Below are 18,632 nucleotides of genomic sequence, written 5' to 3' on the forward strand. Positions count from 1 at the left end.
TGGGATCATCATTGATGGTTCCACTGTTTTTGTGTTGGAGGTAACATTGGTAAAAGCAACTTCATTTTAGTAGAATTACAACCGTGATTAGGGTATATTTTCCAAAGGATACTATTTAAATAAAAGCTATTTAGGGAGGATATAATGGGAGAACTTGATATGCTAGAAATTATTAAAATGGTTATTATCGGGTTAGTTCAGGGATTTACAGAACCAATCCCGGTGTCATCAAGTGGACATGTCATGATTGTTAGTGAAATTTTAGGCCTCGGTGAACAAGGATTTACGTTTGCTATACTTACTAACACTGCTTCACTTCTGGCAATACTTTTTATTTACAGACAAGATATTGTTAGACTTCTAAGTAATTCAATAAATTATATAAAAACCAAAGATCCTCGCTATAAAAGTGAATTTCGATTTGTTTGCTTCATAGTCATTGGTACCATACCTGCGGGTGTTCTCGGAGTTTTATTAAATGACTTTATCGCTGATAAAGTTAGAATGGAAACCATTGCTATCATGCTGTTTATAACAGGAATTGCGATATGGTTAATTCGCAATAGGCAGGGAACTAAAGGTGAGGGGGAGATTTCTGCTAAGGATGCGTTCATTGTTGGTCTAGGACAGGCTGCCGCATTAACTCCAGGAATTAGCCGTTCAGGTGCAACGATAATTTCATCCATTGCTGTCGGGATGAAACAAGATACAGCACTTAGATTTTCATTTATGTTGTATATTCCAGTAAGCCTTGGAGGTGTGGTTCTAGGTTTATCGGACTTTTTTAGTGAACCTAATAAATCAGACCTAGCAATCCCTTATTTATCAGCATTTATTGCAACACTTTTCATGACATATTTTGCAATGAAGTGGTTTATGGGAATAATGAAAAATGGAAAATTAGTATATTTTACTTATTATTGTTTTATAGTTGGAATTTTACTTCTTATTTTCTTTTAACAAAAGGAGAGAAGCCTGATAGAAGCTTCTCTCCCTTTATTTTTCCCTAATAATTAACAGTACGATTTCTTGAAAACATCACATGATAGATAAATATTGCGATTGTACCAACTAGTGAAACAAAGCCCATCACATAATATAAGGTACCACCACTATAATGATCCATTATCGCTCCACCTGATAGCGAACCAATTATACCGCTTATTCCGAAAAAAACAGCATAATAGACAAGATGGCCAGTTGATTGTAACAGTTTTGGAATTAGTCTAGTTACATAATCCAGAGCAGCTAGATAAAATACACCAAATGTAATACCGTGTAGGAATTGTAACCCAATGACAAACATTGGACTATCTGCTGTCCCATAAATAAACCAACGAATACTATACAGAATACCGGCAACCATAACAAAAATAAGAGGATGATATTTTCTATACCAGAAACCGGCTGTTGCAAATACTAAAGCTTCTGTAATAACTCCAGCAAACCATCCCCAACCTACTAAAGCTTCACTTCCACCAAGTTCGGTAATATATAGCCCTATGAAGCTATCGTTCATTCGATGTCCGATAGATAGGAACAGAACTGCAAGGAGGAAAAAAAGGAATGCCTTATTTTTAATTAAAACTCCTATATCTTTTAGTTTAACTGGTTCAGTTTCTACTTTTACGTCCTTAACTTGAGTTACAACGATTAAGGCAATAAAACCAAAGAACAAATATGGCCAAATCATATATTGCACACCATATCTTGATAAAATCTCTCCAATAATAAGAGAAGATGTTGCAAAACCAACAGAACCCCAAGTACGAATGGACCCAAAGGATATACCCAATTCATTTGCTCTACGTTGTGCAAGGCTATCTCCTAGACCACCGATTGGAGTAGTAAAAAAGTAAAATACCGCTCCCATAAACATAATAGAAATAAGGCTATTCATCTGAAAGAAAACAGTACTAAAGATAAGAAGACCCATCACACAGATGAGCAGTATTTTTTTCACGGTTTTATATTTATCACTTAGATATCCCCAAAACGGTTGAGCAAAGATAGATGCCAAAGGGCCAATTGCTAAAACCCAACCAATTTCAGTTCCATTCAAACCTTTATATGCTAAGTATAATGGTAAAAAGCTTAATATAATTGTATTTGTAGCATGAAAACTAAATAATAGCATTTTTAACGGAATTAATGATCCATGTTTTGCCAAGATGACAGCTCCTTCTGTAGTGCAGTTCAATAGGTAATTATACTACTTTGTGGGGGATTGGGGAATAGAAGAATATGCAGAAATTGAAAATATGATTCTGTATCAGTCGAGTATGCGCCTGAAACTGAGAACTATGAGCTACTACTTCACCCGAACATACGCCCTCACCAGTGAATCATGAGTCCGCAACACCCGAACATGCGCCCGAACCTCAGAACCATGAGCACATTTCACACATCCATCTAAAACAAAAAGCATCCTACCGTAGAGGATGCTCAACTGCCTACTTCCATTTCTCCGTAATAAATTCATCACGGCCAGATTTGGCACGGTCTTCTTTGTATTCTTTTTCACTTTTCTTGTAAAAATCTTGATGGTACTCTTCAGCGGGATAAAATGTCACAGCTTCCAATACCTCTGTTACAATTGGTTTTGAAAATCTACCACTTTCTGCTAATGCTTGCTTTGATCTTTCGGCTAAGTTTCTTTGTTCTTCATCATGATAGAAAATTGCAGTGCGATATTGATCGCCGCGGTCCTGGAATTGTCCATCTGCATCGGTTGGATCAATTTGTCTCCAGTATACTTCTAGTATTTCATTATAGGAAATAATGCTAGGGTCAAATGTGATTTCAACTGCCTCATAATGCCCAGTCGTACCAGTTTTAACCTCCTGGTAGGTCGGGTTTTCCACATGGCCACCAGTGTAACCAGATATTACTGCATGAACACCGTCCCATTGATCAAAAGGCTTTACCATACACCAGAAGCATCCACCAGCAAACGTTGCTTTTCTTAAGGTTGTCATTTTATCTCCTCCATACCGAACTGCAGTCAAGCTGCATCATAATTTGTGTGAAAATAGAATATAGTATTAAAAAACTATATCATATTTCGCAACAACTGACACAAGGAAAATATTTACGAGGCTATTATTTGTGTTAAAATGATAGAAGATTAAGACTTTTGTATGACTTATCAAGAAAGGAGTGACTGTGATGCGAAGTATTCCGATTGTTCAGAGCCAATATGCCCCACCGCCGATTCGGGATCGGTTTATTAGGCGTGGAAATTTAAATCGCAAGCTATCGGCTATTTCGAATCACACATTAACACTACTTTATGCAGGTGCAGGATATGGAAAGAGTACTGCACTTTCTTTATATTTACACGATACAAATGTGAAGGCGTGCTGGTACTCCATTTCAGCTACGGACGATGATATACTACCTTTCTTTACAAAAATCGTAGAATCGGTTAAATTACTTTATCCCACTTTCGGGGAAAATATCGATCAAAAGTTTAATGAGATGGGGCATTATGTAGATACGGAGCAAATTTACTCATTAGCATCAACCTTTATTAATGAACTAATGGATTTAAAAGAGAATATAACGATAATTCTAGATGATTATCATCATGTGAATGCTTCTTATGAAATAGAAAAGTGGTCATTATTTTTACTGGAACATGCACCGACGAATGTACATATTGTTATTTCAAGTAGAAATAAGCCAAAATGGGCAATTCTACCAAAGCTGAAAGTGAGAGGAGATTTATTAGAAATAACGCAAGACGATTTGATTCTTTCGGCTAATGAGATGTACTTTGTTTTAGAGGATTTGCTAAATATTGAATTAAGTGATGATAAAGTAGAGCAAATCTATGAATTAACAGAAGGTTGGGCAATTGCATTTAATATGCTGACCCAGCAATTGGTGGATGAAACATCGATTGAATCCATTTTTCTAAATCGCCAAACCTCCTTAGAAGACCTCTTTGAGTATTTAGCTTCTGAGGTACTAAGTAAGCAATCATTAATCATTCAACAGTTTTTACTACAATCAAGTATTATGGATGTCTTAGTACCAAGGGCTTGTGACCATGTATTGCAAATCAATGGTTCGGAAGATATCTTAAATGGCCTTCTCGAGCAGAATCTATTTATAGTAGAAGGGGAAGAAAATTATTTCCGCTACCATGCGTTGTTCAAAGCCTTTTTGGAAAACCGATTACAAAAAATCTATCAATCTGAGTATAAGAATTTACATGTAAGGGCTGCTCAATATTTTGAACGTCAAGGTGAAGTGGAGGGTGCTTTATATCACTATCGAAAAATAGATAAGTTCCCCCAAATGGCAGCATTATTACATGACTATGGACAAACCATGTTACGATCAGGAAGGCTACAAAACCTTTATGACCTATTGACGAGTATTCCAGATGAATATAAAGAAGTATATCCTGTTCTATACTTCTATCAAGGAGAAATTGAACGATACCGTTCCCAATATGATAAAGCGGAAAAAAACTTTGACCGGATAATTAGTATTATTCCAGGATATGATCAGGAGCATTTTAACTTAATTGGCCTTGCTTTTGAAGGTAAAGCCAGAATATATTTAGATACAATACAACCAGATCAGGCGGAGCGCTTTGTAAAACAAGCAATTAATATGCGTGAACAAGCAAAAGCGCCAAAAGAAGAGATGGCACAGTTGTATCAATTGCTGGCAGAAAATCTATTGAATTTAGGGCAAGCGAACAGGGCAGAGGCGTGGTTTGATCGGGCGAAATCTCTAAATATACCTATTGACGATGGAAATTTAGAGGGAAGAATTCTACTTCGAACTGGAAGACTAGCAAAGGCAAAAGAAGTCTTGCACAAACGGAAAGTACAATCTGGTACCTCACTATCCAAGCATTTACCACAATCTCATCGAGAGACTGATTTAATTTTATCACTTATAGAGGCTTTTATGGGGAACGCTGAAGAAAGTAAAAAACTTGCCTCAGATGCCATTCAGTTAGGACTCACAATACAGGCACCTTTTGTAGAGGCGTGTGGCTGGATGCGGATGGGACATGCTGTACAATTATTGGAGCGGTATGACTCAAAGCTAGCAAAAGAGTGCTATGATACCTCCCTTGATATGATGGGAAAGATTAATATATCAAGAGGAAAAGCAGAGCCCTATATGGGACTATCTATTTTATTTGGTAGAAACCTAGAGTATGAACGTGCTGTTGAGGCAGCCAAAAGAGGGCTTGCTGAGACAGAGAAGGTAAAAGATAAGTGGCTAAGTGCTTTAATTAAGGTCAGTCTCTTATTAATCGAAATCTATAATCAAAACTATGACAAAGCAGAAACTATTCTTACTGAGGTTCATGAGGATTTCATCAGCTGTGGTGATCGCTACGGCATTATGGTAACCGCTTTCTGGATCGCGTATGTTGCCTATAGGGAAGAAAATGATGAATCATTTAAAAAGGCAATAGAACGGTTTCTTCAGGAGGTCCACACAGAGGGGTATGACTTTTTCCTGAAAAAACAAACCGTATTTGGTCCCACTGATTTACAAAATATTGCCCCGCTATTGATAAAGGCCAAAAAGCTTGGAGTAGAGACACGGTTGATCTCTAAATATCTGACAGAGTTACAACTGAATGAAGATATAAATAATCATCCCGGCTATACGTTAACCATTGAAGCATTAGGTTATTTGCGGGTTATGATTGGTTCCAAACAGTTGGAGGATCGTGATTGGCAGCGAGGAAAGGCAAAGGAACTTTTTGAACTATTTGTCACCAATCGAAAAAAACTATTATCAAAAGAAGAGATTTTTGCAAGTTTATGGCCAAACCAAGATCATGATACCGCGAATAAAAATTTTAAGGTATCATTTAATGCCCTTCTAAAGGCACTTGAACCAAAAAGAAAAGCCCGAGAAGACTCCTATTTTATTATTCGTAAAGGAAGCTATTATGGCTTAAATTCTGAATCAAGCTATGAATTGGACGTACTTGACTTTGAGAATTGGGTCACTAGAGGAATTGAGGAGAAAGAAGATAGTCAATCCAAGGAATTGTTGAAAAAGGGAATCAAACTCTATCGAGGCAGTTATCTGGAAGATCTCCGCTTTGCAACTTGGTGTCAAAATGAAAGGGAACGAATACAAACACTCTACTTACGGGGAGCAGAAAAATTAGCCCAAATTAATATAAGATTACAAGATTTTAACTCTTGCATCGAGCTATGCGAAAGAATAATTGGTATCGATCGTACATGGGAAGAAGCATATCGATTATTAATGTACAGCTATTATCAACTAAGCAACCGTCCACAGGCAATCAAGTGGTATGAAAAATGCTGTGACGTTCTGGATAGTGAATTAGGTGTCGATCCGATGCCCCCTACGAATGAGATGTATCATTTAATTATTGAGTCAGAGGAATTGAATAATTATTAAAACCTTCTATGAAAATGTAGAGGGTTTTTCTTTTGCAAAGGTTGATTGTTAAAGATTGCGCTGGCAATAACCGTATATATACAGCCTTGGGCTCCTGATTAATAACAGAGTATAAGAAAAAATTCTATATAAAAGATACTTGATATTTATCAGAATACTCATTATAATATAAAAAGTGAGAGGTGAGTCAGTTGTCAGAAAATAAAATGACAGGATTAACAACAAAAGGAAAGAAGACCAGACAAAAAATATTGGATACTGCTGAACAAATCTTTGGGGAAAAGGGATATTTTGAAACTTCCGTAGCTGAAATTACATTAACAGCAGGAGTTGCCCAAGGAACCTATTATAACTATTTTCCAACCAAAAAAGCAGTATTCGAGGAGTTAATCAAACAGCTTAGTTCCGACTTTCGTTATGAAATTAAGGTAGCAATGGAAAAAGAACAATCTTTTGAAACGAAGCAAAAGGCAGGATACCAAGCGTTTTTTGAGTGGTTGGTTAACCATCGAAATCTTTATAGTATTATTCAACAATCAGTGCTTGTGGATATAGAGTTATATCGATGGTACTACGAAAAAATTGCTGAGGGTTTTATAAAGTCGATTGATAAGGCAATACAGGAGGGAGAATGTAAGCCATTAAGTGCGGAAACAGTTGCCTATTGTTTAATGGGAATTGGTCAGTTTATTGGTATGCGCTGGGTTTATTGGGAAGAGGAATCTGTCCCTGAAGTTGTTTTTGATGAGGTAATGGAAATAATTTTTAAAGGGTTAAATCATAAATTGGAGGGGTAAGTAATGGAGCCTATATCTTATTGGATTCATAAGCGGGCATTAATTACACCAGATAGAGTGGCGCTAGTAAGCGAGGATAAAGAATACACCTATCGGGCGCTTTCAAATGAAATCATGCAAATGGCTGCTTTTTTCCAACATAAGTTCCGACTTTCGAAAGGAGAAAGGGTTGCAATTCTTTCACAGAATCGAGCAGAATACATGATTGCCTATTTTGCCATTTCTCAGCTAGGACTAGTAGCAGTACCTTTGAATATTCGTCTGTCTGTATCGGAATTAGTTTATCAAATGAAGGACAGTGGGGCTTTGACCATACTTTATGAAACTGCAACAGCTGAACAATTCAAAGAGTTAAGTAATCAGGTTAAAATTGAAAATGCTTACGATTTTGGGGGTGAGTTTGAAAGTTCTATTGAAGGAGTAAGGGAAACCTTTATTGATACAGAGAATGATCCTTATATTATTTGCTATACATCAGGTACTACTGGAAAGCCCAAGGGGGCTGTTCTTACCCAAGCGAACATATTCTGGAATGCAATAAATAATCAAAATGCCATTGATATTACTTCTTTTGACCGCACCCTTGTCCTTTTACCATTATTTCATATTGGAGGAACTGGTCTATTTGCTTTTCCAACGTTATTTGCTGGTGGAACAATCGTTGTTCCTAATCGGTTTGATCCCGGTGAAACCATTCGCATGATTGAGGAGAAAGATATCACGGTAATTATGGGTGTACCTACAATCCATGATGCAATTCGTAAACATGCCTCATTTGAAACAGCTAGTTTTAAATCGGTCCGATGGTTTTATAGTGGAGGAGCCCCTTGCCCAATCGAGTTAATTGAGGCGTTTTTAGATAGGGGGTTACCGTTTGGACAAGGAATGGGGATGACAGAAACTTCACCAACCATCTTCATGTTATCAAAGGAGGATTACAGGAGAAAGGTAGGTTCAATAGGTAAGCCAGTTATGTTTTGTGAAATAGCATTAGTCGATGATGATGGAAATCAAGTCCCAAATGGTGAGATTGGTGAATTGCTGATAAAAGGTCCACATGTGATGAAGGAATATTGGGGATTACCAGAAAAAACAGCAGAAGCAATACGTGATGGGTGGTTTCATTCAGGAGATCTCATGAGGCAAGATGAAGAAGGTTTTATTTATATTGCATGTCGAAAGAAGGACATGATTATCTCTGGTGGAGAAAATATTTATCCGTTGGAAATTGAACAGATTTTGAAAGAGCTCCCTGAAATCAACGAAGCAGCAGTTATTGGCGTCTCACATGAAAAGTGGGGAGAGGTTCCGATAGCTTACATTTCCCTTAACAAAAGTAGCTATTTGACCATAGAGGAGGTTAAAAATTATTGCATGGATAATTTAGCAAAGTACAAGGTACCGAAACAATTTTTCATCATGGATGATTTACCAAAGAATGCTACCGGCAAGATAGATAAAAAGGCATTAGAAAAACAACCAAACTAGAGAGGTGAAAGCCTAATGAATTTTACTATAGGACAGAAAGTACAATTTTCTCGGACTGTAACGGAAACGGACTTTATTCTATTTGCAGGATTGAGTGGTGACTACAATCCAATTCATATGGATAAGGAATATGCTACCAATACTTTCTTTCGGGAACGAATAAGCCATGGATTATTGACTGCTAGCTTTTTTTCTAGATTACTAGGAATGCATCTTCCAGGACCTGGATCCGTCTATGTCTCTCAAACTTTATTTTTTACTAAGCCTGTATACATCGGTGATACGATTACAACTTGTGGTGAAGTTCTAGCATTGGATGATGGTAATCGATTAATAACCGTTAAAACAACTTGTATCAATCAAAACGGGGATATCGTTCTTGATGGTGAAGGTGTTATGAAACTACCAAAGAAGGAGTTTAAAGGATGATTGGAATTGAAAAGGTGAGTATTTACGAACCAGAAATAATAGAAACTGCAGAAAGACTTGCAGAAAAAACAGAAATACCCGAGCACGTTATTCGGGATAAATTCGGATTATTTGAGAAAAGAATTGCACCTGAAACCATGCATGCATCGGATTTGGCAATTGCTGCTGGAAAAAAGATTTTACAAGAGGTTGATCCGAAGTCCATTGATGTTGTGATTTATTTTGGTAGCCCGTTTAAGGATTACCAAGTATGGACAGCTTCTTCCAAAATACAATATGAGCTAGGCACAGTGAATGCATATTCCTTTGAAATGATGAATGTTAGCTCTTGTTTTCCTTTAGCAGTTAAAGTGAGTAAGGACATGCTAGTTTCCGATAATAGCATTAATAATATTTTACTAGTTGGTGGCTCAAAAGAATCACAAATTGTAAATTACGACAACCCCCGCTCAAGATTTATGTTTAACTTTGCTGATGGAGGAGCGGCTGCTCTTGTAACAAGAAATGCAACGAAAAGTGAAATTTTAGACTCAAAAATTATCACAGATGGATCTTTTAGTAAGGACGTATTAATTCCAGGAGGAGGCTCAGTACACCCGGTAAGCTCTGATGTAGTCGAAAAAGAAATGCATTATATTGATGTTCCCAATCCCAAAGGAATGAAGGAACGTCTCGATCCAGTGTCCGTCCGCAACTTTGTTTCCGTCATCGAACAATCACTAGAAAAAAGTGGAGCCTCTCTTTCAGACTTAAAAGTACTTCTACCACTACATACGAAAAAATCCATGTTTAATGAAATCATCACGGAAGTTGGGTTAACCGAAAAGCAGGCAATCTATTTAACGCATCATGGCCATATGTCAGCACTTGATCCCTGTTATGGTTTATATTTTGCAGAACAAAGAGGATTACTTCAAAAGGATGATATTGCTGTAGTCGTATCAGCCGGAACAGGTTATACCTGGGCTGCCACTGCAATACGGTGGCAGAAGTAAGGGAGTTTGTAACTGACTTGTAACTAGTTGAACTTATGATTTGAATAAGTTCTGATTTTAAAAAAACAGGGGGGAACCTAAAAATGAAGTTGAAACGTATAATGGGCATTTTATTTACTTTCCTAGTTGTAGGGATTTTAGTAGCCTGTGGAGACAGTACATCAGGTGATTCTGACGATACGATTACGATTGGGCTACTTGCTTCCCAAACTGGCGCACTTGAATCATATGGAAAACAAACAGTACGTGGTTTTGAATTAGGTCTAGAGTATGCAACAGATGGAACCATGGAAGTTGCTGGTAAGGAAATTAAAGTAGTTATAGAGGACACAGAAACAGATCCAGAAGTAGCCCGTCAAAAGGCACTTAAACTATTGGAAGATGATGACGCGGATTTCTTAGTTGGATCTTCAAGCTCTGGTGATACATTAGCTGTAACACCACTGGCAGAAGAATATGAAACGATAATGGTTGTGGAGCCTGCTGCAGCAGATAGTATAACTGGATCAGAATATAATGATTATGTTTTCAGAACTGCAAGAAATTCCTCGCAGGATGCAGCTGCAGCCGCAGCCGCAGTTGCCGGTGAAGGTGTAACAATAGCTACACTTGCTCCAGATTATTCATTTGGGCATGATGGTGCAAAGGCATTTATTGCTGCAGCTGAAAAGCTAGGAGCTGAACTTGTTCATGAGGAATATGCAGCCCCAGATGCTACAGATTTCACTGCAAATATTCAAAAGATAATCGAGGCAAAACCTGATTACTTATATGTTGTTTGGGCAGGGGCAAATACACCTTGGACCCAAATTGTTGATATGAAAGTAGAAGAACAAGGGATAAAGGTAACTACGGGAGTAGCTGATATTGCAACACTACCTACTATGAAACCATTAGTCGGTATGGAAGGTTTTACACTTTATTATCATACCTTACCTGATAACGATGTAAATGATTGGTTAGTAGAAGAACATAAAAAGAAATTTGATGAGGTTCCTGATTTGTTCACCGCAGGAGGAATGAGTGCAGCATTAGCAATTGTAGAAGCGATTAAAAAGACAGACGGAGACACCGATGCAGATAAATTAATCGAAACAATGGAAGGCATGAGTTTTGAAACGCCGAAAGGCACCATGACTCTCCGCGAAGAGGATCACCAAGCATTACAAGAAATGTATTCGGTTACATTGGAAGAAAGCGATGAATTTGACTATCCTGTTCCCGTTTTAAAACGTGTACTAACACCAGAAGAAACAGCACCACCGATAATGAACTAGGAATTAATAATTGGGACACCCTTGCCACCAGGCGAGGGTTGTTCCCTTCCTAATAGTACAAGGAAAAAACATAAAGGAGGAGCAACATGACTCACGTATTAGAAACGAAAGACCTTACAATAAAATTTGGTGGTCATACGGCAGTAAATCATGTCACCGTCCAAATACCTGAAAAGAAATTCACATCGATAATTGGCCCCAATGGTGCTGGAAAAACCACTTTTTTCAATCTACTAAGCGGCCAACTATCTCCTACAGAGGGCTCCATCTATTTTAAAGGGAACGAAATCACCAAGAAATCTGCAACAGATCGAACAAGACTTGGTATTGGTAGGTCCTTTCAAATAACCAATGTATTTCCAAACTTAACTGTTTTAGAAAATGTAAGATTAGCTATTCAATCCCAAGCTAATGTACGATACCAAATGATTAAACACTTCTTGCACTATAAGAAGTTTGAAGAAAAAGCATTCACCATTTTAGAAAGAGTGCTTTTAGATGATAAAGCAAATCATATTGCAGCAAATTTAGCACATGGAGAAAAAAGAAAGTTAGAGATTGCAATGTTGTTAGCACTAGAAACAGAGATTTTATTATTAGATGAACCGACAGCAGGTATGTCTCTAGAGGAAGTACCTGCAATCATTGATGTTATTAAGCAGATAAAAGCAGAGGGAGATAGAACGATTGTGTTAATTGAACACAAGATGGATATGATTATGGACTTATCAGATGAAGTCCTTGTACTATTCCACGGAGAATTGATTGCCAAAGGAACTCCAGAAGAAGTAGTAGAAAATGAAACCGTCCAATCAGCATATCTAGGAGGAATGTACGATGAGCAGCTTGCTTAAACTTTCCCAGGTGGAAGCCTATATTCAGCAATTTCATATTTTGCATGATATCAATTTTGAGGTGCCTAAAGGTGAAGTTACCGTCCTTCTAGGAAGAAATGGCGCAGGAAAAACAACGACTTTACGAACCATTATGGGGTTGAACCCGGTATCTAAGGGTTCTGTCGTCTTTAAAAATGAGGATATTTCTAACCTAAAGCCCCATCTAATAGCCAATAAAGGTATTGGTTATGTGCCTGAGGATCAAGGGATATTTGGGGACCTAACTGTTGGAGAAAACTTACGAGTGGCCATGAAGCGTGAAGATCAGGAAACCACCGAACGTTTAGATTGGATTTTAGACTTATTTCCTGATTTAAAGAAATTTTGGAAAAAGCCTGGTGGGCAATTAAGTGGAGGACAAAAACAAATGCTAGCAATTGCCCGTGCTTACGTAAATGAAAATGATCTACTCCTAATTGATGAACCTAGTAAAGGTCTCGCACCAATAGTTGTAGAGAAGGTAATGGAAACGATTCTTCAAATGAAGGAAAAAACTACAATTCTATTAGTAGAACAAAATTTTCTAATGGCAAGTAAAATAGGTGACAGGTTCTATATTATCGACGATGGTCAGACGGTTCATAACGGATTAATGGGAGAACTAAAACAAGATAAGGCATTAATGAAAAAATATCTTGGAGTATCTTAAGGGGGAAGAAACATGGATTTAATTGCTAGTTTAACAGTTAACGGACTTGCAACAGGTATGTTGATTTTCCTCCTTGCAGCTGGATTAACATTAATATTCGGTTTAATGAGCGTGTTGAATTTTGCACACGGGGGATTATTTATCTGGGGTGCATATGCTGGTGTTTGGATTTATTATGTAACCAATAGTTTCCTATTAGCTATCATTGTAGCCATTGTAACTGGTTTAGTACTGGGATTAATTACGGAAAGATTGATTATTAGACCGGTATACGGGAATCATATTCAACAAATTTTGATTACGTTAGGATTTATGCTTGTTCTTCAAGAATTAATCAAGGTTGCCTTCGGTCCGGATCAGAAGGCGGTTCATCCTCCGGCATGGCTGGAAGGAAGCTTTCAAATGGGCGATGTTATTTTGATTAAGTACCGATTATTTATTATTGCTATTGGTTTTCTATTGTTTTTAACCATTTATTTAATCTTGAAGAAAACAAGAATAGGTTTAATTGTTCGAGCGGGAGTAATGGACAGGGAAATGGTACAAACACTTGGAATCAATATCCGCTTTGTATTCATGGCGGTATTTATGGTAGGAGCTGCACTTGCTGCACTTAGTGGGGTCCTTCATGCACCATATTCAGGTGTTATCTATGCTGAAATGGGACTGGAATTCTCGATACTTGCCTTTATCGTTGTTGTCATTGGGGGAATGGGAAGTTTTACAGGTTCATTGTTTGCAGCAATACTTGTTGGTTTAGCACAAGCATTTATGGCGTATTATGTTCCAGCACTTTCATTAGCTGTAAATATGCTCATAATGACTGTTGTGTTGATATTTAGACCTCAAGGATTATTCAAGGTGAAGGGGTGATTGGCGTGATATTAAAAAGTATGACAAAAAGCAATTTAATCTATCTTGGAGTTTCGGCAATATTGCTAATACTACCATTTATCCTAACTGGGCGTAGTGTACAGTTTATGATCACCCAAATCTTTATCTTTGCAATTTTTGCGATGAGCTATGATCTTTTATTAGGTTATACAGGAATTATTTCCTTTGGTCACGCGATGTTCTTTGGGATAGGTGCCTACACGACAGCTATTTTTATGGATCGCTTTGATGCAAGCTTTGGTGCATTACTGATTGCGATATTAGTTGCAGTGCTTTTTGCAGCTATTGTAAGTTTTATTGTTGGTATATTGACGCTTAGGTTGAAAAGTCACTTTTACGCGATGCTTACACTTGCCTTTGCTGGCTTATTTTTAGTAGCGGCAGAAAAATGGCGTACATTAACAAAAGGGAATGATGGATTTACTTTTAAAGTTCCAGAGTTTTTAAGGGATTCGACAACCATATATATTGTAAGTCTTATTTGCCTAGTATTAATTTTCTTTGGGCTAAGAAGGATGACACAATCTCCATTTGGAAGGGTATTGGTTGCGATTCGTGAAAATGAAGAGCGTACTGTATCACTAGGGTTCAAAGTACTTCATTATAAAGTGATGGTAAGTGTTGTTTCGGGTGTTGTAGCTAGTTTTGCTGGTGTTTTATATATGCTCTCCCTCCGTTTTGTGAACACAAGTGTTTTCCATACCGATGTAACGATTGATGTTTTATTAATGACCATTATTGGTGGGGTTGGAACATTAGTTGGCCCAATTTTAGGTGCGGCACTAATTGAACTTGCACACCACTGGATTTCTGGACTAGCAAATGTTCACTGGATATTTGAACGTTGGATAATTCTATACGGTACAGTTTACATCCTTGTGGTGATTTTCTTTCCATTAGGAATTGTTGGTACCATTCGCTCCAAACTATCTGGGGGATCTATGCAAAAAATGCTTAGTAAGAAAAAGGCAGGGTAACGGAAGGTGGGGAAGCGATGGAAACCGTAGGGGTAGTCAGTACAGGTATATATATTCCAGAAAGCCGAATGACTTCAAAGGAAATATCGGACAAAGCAGGAATTCCACTTGAGGTTGTCGAACAAAAGATGGGAATAAAAGAAAAACCTATTCCAGGTGAAGATGATCATACGGCAGAAATGGGCATACGGGCTGCTAAACAGGCCATTGAAAAGGCGGGCATTGACCCGAAAAATATTGACCTTGTTATTTATATTGGTGAAGAACATAAAGAGTATCCATTATGGACTGCTGGAATTAAGCTCCAGCATGAAGTGGGAGCAGTAAATGCATGGGCATTTGATACGGCACTCCGTTGTGGCACGACCATTATGGGATTAAAAGTAGCGAAAGATATGATGAAGTCAGATCCTTGCATTAACACCGTTCTTCTTGCTGGCGGTTATCGTAATGTTGATTTTATTAATTACCAAAATCCTCGAACTCGATTTATGTTTAATCTTGGTGCTGGTGGCGGTGCAATTATTTTAAAGAATGGCCACCATAAAAACGAGGTACTAGAATCGCACTTGATTACGGATGGATCTTTTTCTGAAGATGTTTATGTGACGACTGGAGGAACGAAAAATCCAGTCACAAAGGAAACATTAGAGGCTGGTCTCTATCAACTAGATGTTCTCGATCCGCCTGGTATGAAGGAACGTCTAGAGCAGAAATCAATGGAAAACTTTATTGTATGTATAGAAAAAGCACTAGATAAAAGTGGATACAGGAAAGAAGATATTGGGTATGTTGCGATGTTGCATATGAAAAAGTCTGCTCATTTATATGTATTAGATCAGCTTGGTGTAAGCCATGACAAATCTATATATCTAGAAAACTATGGTCATATCGGGCAGATGGATCAAATCATATCACTAGAACTAGCAGAACAACAAGGTAAATTGAAAAAAGGGGATATTGTGGTTTTAGTCTCTGCAGGTATTGGCTATGCATGGGGAGCAAATATTATTAAATGGGGATAACGAGGAGGGATTATAGTGGCTCGTATAATGTTAAAAAAGGTTACTTTACCAAATGGGGAAGAGATTGCTTATCGGGAACGTGAAGGTGGTGAGGATGTTGTTGTTCTCGTACATGGTAATATGACATCGTCTGTTCATTGGGATCTTGTAATGGAAAATCTCTTAGAGCGTTATAAGGTTTATGCAATTGACATGCGCGGCTTTGGTGAATCTAGCTATAACAAACCAATAACAGCTATAAAAGACTTCTCTGATGATATAAAGCTTTGGGTGGACATAATTGGAATCAAGGATTTTATACTAGTTGGTTGGTCTACTGGTGGCTGTGTTTCCATGCAGTTCTGTGCGGATTATCCAGGTTACTGTAAGGGTCTATTCCTTCAATCTTCCGGATCAACTCGTGGATATCCGTACTATCCACTGGGTGTGGATGGTAAGCTAGACTTCAATAATAGAATCCAAAACTTAGATGATATGTACAAAGATACGAAGCGTCTTGCGGTTCAGGGAGCTTATGATACAAAGAATTATGAGGTGTTACGTCAAACATGGAATATGGTAATCTACACTCATAATCAACCAGATGAAGAGCGTTACCAGAAGTATTTAGAAGACATGACAACACAGAGAAATCTTGCTGAGGTATACCAGGCACTCAATATCTTTAATATTAGTGCCTTCCACAAAGGTCTAACAGAAGGAAAGGACCGTGTAAAAGATATCAACATCCCAACACTAATTACCTGGGGTGAAAATGACCTAGTTGTTACCAAAAGTATGACAGAAGAGATACGTGAAGATTTTGGAGATAAAGCGGAATATAAAGAATTAAAAGGCACTGGTCATTCACCGTTAATTGATGATCTCGATCAGTTACTAGCTGTAATGGAAGATTTCTTTGCAAACGTTAATTTAACCAAAAGAGGAGTTTAATAGATGAATAGACTACAAGACAAGGTGGCTATTATTACTGGGGCTGCGAATGGAATTGGCTTTGAAGCGGCTAGAAAGTTCGGTAATGAAGGGGCAAAAGTCATTATTGCTGATTTTGATGAAGAAAGTGGGCTAGAAAGTGAAAAGGCATTAAGAGAGGAAGGGTTATCAGTAAGGTTTGTACAAGTGAATGTTGCCAATCGCGATAGTGTTAACACCATGGTGGAAAAAGCATTAGCGGAATATGGAAGAATCGATATCTTAATCAACAATGCTGGTATTACAAAGGACGCCATGTTAGCAAAAATGACGTTAGAGCAATTCCAACAAGTACTAGATGTTAATTTAACTGGTGTATTTAATTGTACACAGGCTGTTTTACCATTCTTGATTGAACAAGGTAAGGGGAAGATTGTTAATACCTCATCAGTAACTGGGACATATGGAAATGTGGGGCAAACCAACTACGCAGCAGCTAAAGCAGGCTTAATTGGAATGACAAAAACCTGGGCGAAAGAATTAGGTCGCAAAGGAATTAATGTAAATGCTGTTGCACCTGGATTTACAGCAACTGCGATGGTATCAGCTATGCCAGACAAAGTAATTGATAAAATGAAGGCGATGGTTCCTATGCAAAGACTTGGAACACCGGAAGATATTGCGAATGCTTACCTGTTCTTGTCGTCTGATGAATCAGACTATGTGAATGGACATGTGTTGCATGTGGATGGTGGAATAATGATGTAAAAGAGAAGCGCTAGACTTACCTATAGGATGGAAAGTCCAGCGCTTTTATTATTCCGTTGTCAAGGATAGAAATTCCTTATGATCATCTTCATCAGATAATTTCCCTACCATACCTCCACCATCCCGGTAAAAAATATTGCCATTTTTGTCTTCAACCTTAAAATGAGGAAATAAATTTAGAGTTGAACCTCCAATGGTCTCGACCATTTCATCTGTAAAAGGGAAGTATAATAGGATGTTGGACGAACTTATCTCTAATGGCAGTGTCAACGGTTTTCCTCCAAACGAACTTGTAGTGTTACTGGCTTGAATAGAATCTGTATCAAAGGTGTATTGGGCATATTCTTCAAAGTAATCCTCTGGCATACCAGGTAACCAGAGTAGAATCTCCTCTAGCTTTGTATCTGGAATCACATTAGCCTCCAAGAAAAGACCTTTGATTTTTGGTTCTGGTTCACCCTGGTGGTGGAAATAGAAGCTATCAATCTCCCAGGAACTATTCAATTCATAGTTATTTTCGTGAAATGTTAGTAGTTTTAATAATTTATCAAATGTGTAAACGTATGGATTCCCTTCATAAGTTAGTTGAAGCTCCGTTGGTACATAACTTTCCTTTAAAGTATTTGAAATAGGCTTCGTCGTATATCCAAAGTCATCCATTGTTTTGTCCCCGTTTAGAATAAACTCCACTTCACCCCTAACTTCTCTTTCATACCAATTGCTTCGTTGCGATAAAGAATTCTCTAAATGGTATTCTCCATTAATAGCTGCTATTTTCTCACCTGATTGGTTAAGTAATAATAGATTATTAATTACCGGTGGTTTTTCCCATGGATGTGATTTTACCCATACCACTGGAATTTGGAAGGGTGCTGTAAATGAATCATCAACTTGCATAACAATAGAACCAGACTGTTTTTCAAAATGTATCCCGTTTGGTAGATCGGATTGATCCCCCCACCAAATAAATGGCACCATTAGGACTAGTAGAAGCAAAATAATCAAAAGGAATTTTTTCATGCGGTTTTCCCGTCCTTCCTCATAGTGGGTAGGGTTTTATTTTTATTTAATCTTACTATAAGACATCAGTAATTAATAGCAGAAT

General features: G+C 37.7%; 17 protein-coding genes. 14 read left to right on the forward strand and 3 right to left on the reverse strand.

The features are described from left to right. Positions 1 to 144: 144 nt before the first annotated feature. Positions 145 to 960: an undecaprenyl-diphosphate phosphatase gene (locus tag TY11_RS00385; protein ID WP_042141939.1), complete on the forward strand. Its 816-nt coding sequence runs from the start codon at positions 145 to 147 to the stop codon at positions 958 to 960. A gap of 46 nt (positions 961 to 1,006) precedes the next feature. Here the strand turns inward: TY11_RS00385 and TY11_RS00390 are convergent, their stop codons facing one another. Continuing rightward, the gene (locus TY11_RS00390; protein ID WP_042141940.1) at positions 1,007 to 2,170 is read right to left on the reverse strand and encodes an MFS transporter; all 1,164 of its coding nucleotides are present in this window, start codon (positions 2,168 to 2,170) and stop codon (positions 1,007 to 1,009) included. 283 nt (positions 2,171 to 2,453) lie between these two features. Then, positions 2,454 to 2,978 (reverse strand): peptide-methionine (S)-S-oxide reductase MsrA, encoded by a 525-nt coding sequence (gene msrA / locus TY11_RS00395; RefSeq protein ID WP_042141941.1) that lies wholly within the window; start codon positions 2,976 to 2,978, stop codon positions 2,454 to 2,456. A 190-nt stretch (positions 2,979 to 3,168) separates the two neighbouring features. On the opposite strand from msrA, the gene TY11_RS00400 reads away from it, so the two are divergent. From TY11_RS00400 to fabG, 13 genes are all read left to right on the forward strand, one after another. Further along, a complete protein-coding gene (locus tag TY11_RS00400) occupies positions 3,169 to 6,420 on the forward strand; it encodes a BTAD domain-containing putative transcriptional regulator (RefSeq protein WP_042141942.1) in 3,252 nt (1,083 codons plus the stop codon). Between the two features lie 182 nt (positions 6,421 to 6,602). After that, entirely contained in the window at positions 6,603 to 7,217 is a 615-nt protein-coding gene (locus TY11_RS00405; protein ID WP_369797376.1) for a TetR/AcrR family transcriptional regulator, read from the forward strand. Between the two features lie 3 nt (positions 7,218 to 7,220). Then, positions 7,221 to 8,705: an o-succinylbenzoate--CoA ligase gene (gene menE / locus TY11_RS00410; protein ID WP_042141943.1), complete on the forward strand. Its 1,485-nt coding sequence runs from the start codon at positions 7,221 to 7,223 to the stop codon at positions 8,703 to 8,705. 15 nt (positions 8,706 to 8,720) lie between these two features. Then, complete coding sequence (locus TY11_RS00415) at positions 8,721 to 9,134, forward strand: MaoC family dehydratase (RefSeq protein ID WP_042141944.1); 414 nt, start codon at positions 8,721 to 8,723, stop codon at positions 9,132 to 9,134. Then, positions 9,131 to 10,129: a 3-oxoacyl-ACP synthase gene (locus TY11_RS00420; RefSeq protein WP_042141945.1), complete on the forward strand. Its 999-nt coding sequence runs from the start codon at positions 9,131 to 9,133 to the stop codon at positions 10,127 to 10,129. Before TY11_RS00415 ends, TY11_RS00420 begins: the two co-directional genes overlap by 4 nt. Before the next feature lie 83 nt (positions 10,130 to 10,212). Continuing rightward, complete coding sequence (locus tag TY11_RS00425; RefSeq protein WP_197025037.1) at positions 10,213 to 11,406, forward strand: substrate-binding domain-containing protein; 1,194 nt, start codon at positions 10,213 to 10,215, stop codon at positions 11,404 to 11,406. An 86-nt stretch (positions 11,407 to 11,492) separates the two neighbouring features. Continuing rightward, complete coding sequence (locus TY11_RS00430; protein ID WP_042141946.1) at positions 11,493 to 12,260, forward strand: ABC transporter ATP-binding protein; 768 nt, start codon at positions 11,493 to 11,495, stop codon at positions 12,258 to 12,260. Further along, positions 12,244 to 12,951, forward strand: coding sequence for an ABC transporter ATP-binding protein (locus tag TY11_RS00435; protein ID WP_042141947.1), 708 nt, complete (start codon positions 12,244 to 12,246; stop codon positions 12,949 to 12,951). The genes TY11_RS00430 and TY11_RS00435 overlap by 17 nt, the downstream gene beginning before the upstream one ends. A 12-nt stretch (positions 12,952 to 12,963) precedes the next feature. After that, complete coding sequence (locus TY11_RS00440) at positions 12,964 to 13,824, forward strand: branched-chain amino acid ABC transporter permease (protein WP_042141948.1); 861 nt, start codon at positions 12,964 to 12,966, stop codon at positions 13,822 to 13,824. 20 nt (positions 13,825 to 13,844) lie between these two features. Continuing rightward, positions 13,845 to 14,822 (forward strand): branched-chain amino acid ABC transporter permease, encoded by a 978-nt coding sequence (locus TY11_RS00445; RefSeq protein ID WP_042142142.1) that lies wholly within the window; start codon positions 13,845 to 13,847, stop codon positions 14,820 to 14,822. Between the two features lie 17 nt (positions 14,823 to 14,839). Next, complete coding sequence (locus TY11_RS00450; RefSeq protein WP_042141949.1) at positions 14,840 to 15,847, forward strand: 3-oxoacyl-ACP synthase; 1,008 nt, start codon at positions 14,840 to 14,842, stop codon at positions 15,845 to 15,847. Between the two features lie 15 nt (positions 15,848 to 15,862). Next, positions 15,863 to 16,780 carry an intracellular short-chain-length polyhydroxyalkanoate depolymerase gene (gene phaZ, locus TY11_RS00455; RefSeq protein ID WP_231495748.1) on the forward strand — a complete coding sequence of 306 codons (918 nt, stop codon included), beginning with the start codon at positions 15,863 to 15,865 and terminating at the stop codon, positions 16,778 to 16,780. A 3-nt stretch (positions 16,781 to 16,783) separates the two neighbouring features. Continuing rightward, positions 16,784 to 17,527 (forward strand): 3-oxoacyl-ACP reductase FabG, encoded by a 744-nt coding sequence (gene fabG, locus TY11_RS00460; protein ID WP_042141950.1) that lies wholly within the window; start codon positions 16,784 to 16,786, stop codon positions 17,525 to 17,527. Positions 17,528 to 17,575: 48 nt separating this feature from the next. On the opposite strand, the gene TY11_RS00465 is transcribed toward fabG, so the two are convergent. After that, a complete protein-coding gene (locus TY11_RS00465) occupies positions 17,576 to 18,547 on the reverse strand; it encodes a hypothetical protein (RefSeq protein ID WP_042141951.1) in 972 nt (323 codons plus the stop codon). Positions 18,548 to 18,632: the final 85 nt, after the last annotated feature.

Source organism: Paucisalibacillus algeriensis, assembly GCF_000577245.1.
In the GTDB taxonomy this organism is placed as follows: Bacteria; Bacillota; Bacilli; order Bacillales; family Amphibacillaceae; genus Ornithinibacillus.

Coding starts and splice junctions, on each gene's coding strand:
- TY11_RS00465 (WP_042141951.1), bottom strand. CDS start 18,547: ATGAAAAAATTCCTTTTGATTATTTTGCTTCTACTAGTCCTAATGGTG.
- TY11_RS00425 (WP_197025037.1), top strand. CDS start 10,213: ATGAAGTTGAAACGTATAATGGGCATTTTATTTACTTTCCTAGTTGTA.
- TY11_RS00440 (WP_042141948.1), top strand. CDS start 12,964: ATGGATTTAATTGCTAGTTTAACAGTTAACGGACTTGCAACAGGTATG.
- TY11_RS00385 (WP_042141939.1), top strand. CDS start 145: ATGGGAGAACTTGATATGCTAGAAATTATTAAAATGGTTATTATCGGG.
- fabG (WP_042141950.1), top strand. CDS start 16,784: ATGAATAGACTACAAGACAAGGTGGCTATTATTACTGGGGCTGCGAAT.
- TY11_RS00420 (WP_042141945.1), top strand. CDS start 9,131: ATGATTGGAATTGAAAAGGTGAGTATTTACGAACCAGAAATAATAGAA.
- TY11_RS00430 (WP_042141946.1), top strand. CDS start 11,493: ATGACTCACGTATTAGAAACGAAAGACCTTACAATAAAATTTGGTGGT.
- msrA (WP_042141941.1), bottom strand. CDS start 2,978: ATGACAACCTTAAGAAAAGCAACGTTTGCTGGTGGATGCTTCTGGTGT.
- TY11_RS00415 (WP_042141944.1), top strand. CDS start 8,721: ATGAATTTTACTATAGGACAGAAAGTACAATTTTCTCGGACTGTAACG.
- menE (WP_042141943.1), top strand. CDS start 7,221: ATGGAGCCTATATCTTATTGGATTCATAAGCGGGCATTAATTACACCA.
- TY11_RS00450 (WP_042141949.1), top strand. CDS start 14,840: ATGGAAACCGTAGGGGTAGTCAGTACAGGTATATATATTCCAGAAAGC.
- TY11_RS00435 (WP_042141947.1), top strand. CDS start 12,244: ATGAGCAGCTTGCTTAAACTTTCCCAGGTGGAAGCCTATATTCAGCAA.
- TY11_RS00400 (WP_042141942.1), top strand. CDS start 3,169: ATGCGAAGTATTCCGATTGTTCAGAGCCAATATGCCCCACCGCCGATT.
- TY11_RS00445 (WP_042142142.1), top strand. CDS start 13,845: ATGACAAAAAGCAATTTAATCTATCTTGGAGTTTCGGCAATATTGCTA.